This window comes from Vibrio sp. 10N.247.310.17 (assembly GCF_041466605.1).
Classification (GTDB): domain Bacteria; phylum Pseudomonadota; class Gammaproteobacteria; order Enterobacterales; family Vibrionaceae; genus Vibrio; species Vibrio tasmaniensis_A.
This window is the reverse complement of the sequence record NZ_JBFSTC010000201.1, coordinates 1-2,125: the sequence shown is the minus strand read 5'-3', so window position 1 is coordinate 2,125 and position 2,125 is coordinate 1. Positions and strand designations below refer to the sequence as shown.

Genomic DNA, 2,125 nt, shown 5'->3' with positions numbered 1-2,125 from the left:
GAAAGTCCGGATTTACCTAAACTTTCCGCCTACGTACTTGAACCTGGACAACCGTCGCCAGGCCCACCTAGCCTTCTCCGTCCCCCCATCGCAATTGTAAGAAGTACGGGAATATTAACCCGTTTCCCATCGACTACGCCTTTCGGCCTCGCCTTAGGAGTCGACTTACCCTGCCCCGATTAACGTTGGACAGGAACCCTTGGTCTTCCGGCGAGGGAGTTTTTCACTCCCTTTATCGTTACTCATGTCAGCATTCGCACTTCTGATACCTCCAGCAGCCCTTACAGACCACCTTCAACGGCTTACAGAACGCTCCCCTACCCCACATACCCTAAGGTACGTAGCCGCAGCTTCGGTGTATAGCTTAGCCCCGTTACATCTTCCGCGCAGGCCGACTCGACCAGTGAGCTATTACGCTTTCTTTAAATGATGGCTGCTTCTAAGCCAACATCCTGGCTGTCTGAGCCTTCCCACATCGTTTCCCACTTAGCTATACTTTGGGACCTTAGCTGGCGGTCTGGGTTGTTTCCCTCTCCACGACGGACGTTAGCACCCGCCGTGTGTCTCCCGGATAGTACTTACTGGTATTCGGAGTTTGCAAAGGGTTGGTAAGTCGGGATGACCCCCTAGCCTTAACAGTGCTCTACCCCCAGTAGTATTCGTCCGAGGCGCTACCTAAATAGCTTTCGGGGAGAACCAGCTATCTCCAGGTTTGATTGGCCTTTCACCCCTAGCCACAAGTCATCCGCTAATTTTTCAACATTAGTCGGTTCGGTCCTCCAGTTGATGTTACTCAACCTTCAACCTGCCCATGGCTAGATCACCTGGTTTCGGGTCTAATCCTAGCAACTGTACGCCCAGTTAAGACTCGGTTTCCCTACGGCTCCCCTAAACGGTTAACCTTGCTACTAAAATTAAGTCGCTGACCCATTATACAAAAGGTACGCAGTCACACCACGAAGGTGCTCCTACTGCTTGTACGTACACGGTTTCAGGTTCTATTTCACTCCCCTCACAGGGGTTCTTTTCGCCTTTCCCTCACGGTACTGGTTCACTATCGGTCAGTCAGTAGTATTTAGCCTTGGAGGATGGTCCCCCCATATTCAGACAGGATATCACGTGTCCCGCCCTACTCGTTTTCACTGATTATGAGATGTCGATTACGGGGCTATCACCCTTTATTGCGGCACTTTCCAGAGCCTTCATCTGTCTCATTAAAAGCTTAAGGGCTAATCCAATTTCGCTCGCCGCTACTTTCGGAATCTCGGTTGATTTCTCTTCCTCGGGGTACTTAGATGTTTCAGTTCCCCCGGTTTGCCTCCTGTTGCTATGTATTCACAACAGGATACTTGCTTATGTAAGTGGGTTTCCCCATTCAGGAATCCCAGACTCAAAAGGTTATTACTACCTAATCTGGGCTTATCGCAAGTTATTACGCCTTTCATCGCCTCTGACTGCCAAGGCATCCACCGTGTACGCTTAGTCACTTAACCATACAACCCGAAAGGGTTTCTATTTGCTTTCACTTTAAAAAGTGAAGACAAATAAGCGTATGGCAACTAACCAAGGTTTTTGGTTGTCATCAAGAAGGGTTAATTCTTGATGACTGTTTGCCGGACTCAATTGTGAATCAAACTAATGTTTGATTCGAATACAAGACACTTGAATGTGTTTGTTGTGTTTATCTAATGAAAGATAAACATTGAGAACTTTTAAATTTGATTGAATTACTCGTAAGTAATCAATCAGTCAGCTTTCCAAATTGTTAAAGAGCTTGATTCAAACTAATGAACCATTTTTAAATATTTTCAGATAAAAACACTTAAAGATGGTGGAGCTATGCGGGATCGAACCGCAGACCTCCTGCGTGCAAGGCAGGCGCTCTCCCAGCTGAGCTATAGCCCCATCTTTGTTTCTAGTCGATATTGGTGGGTCTGAGTGGACTCGAACCACCGACCTCCCGCTTATCAGGCGAGCGCTCTAACCAGCTGAGCTACAGACCCAATATCGTCTCTTTTACTTTTCTAAACCTAATCAATCTGTGTGGACACTCATCGTGAGTATCTTCGTATAAGGAGGTGATCCAGCCCCAGGTTCCCCTAGGGCTACCTTGTTACGACTTCAC

At 47.6% G+C, this 2,125-nt stretch carries 2 tRNA genes and 2 rRNA genes; all 4 read right to left on the bottom strand.

Going from position 1 to position 2,125, the window contains the following annotated elements:
- Window positions 1-1,493, bottom strand: a 23S ribosomal RNA gene (locus AB6D80_RS24800); the annotation flags it as partial.
- Between the two features lie 336 nt (window positions 1,494-1,829).
- Window positions 1,830-1,905: transfer RNA gene (locus tag AB6D80_RS24795), tRNA-Ala, on the bottom strand.
- A gap of 21 nt (window positions 1,906-1,926) precedes the next feature.
- Window positions 1,927-2,003: transfer RNA gene (locus AB6D80_RS24790), tRNA-Ile, on the bottom strand.
- A 68-nt stretch (window positions 2,004-2,071) separates the two neighbouring features.
- A 16S ribosomal RNA gene (locus AB6D80_RS24785) occupies window positions 2,072-2,125 on the bottom strand; the annotation flags it as partial.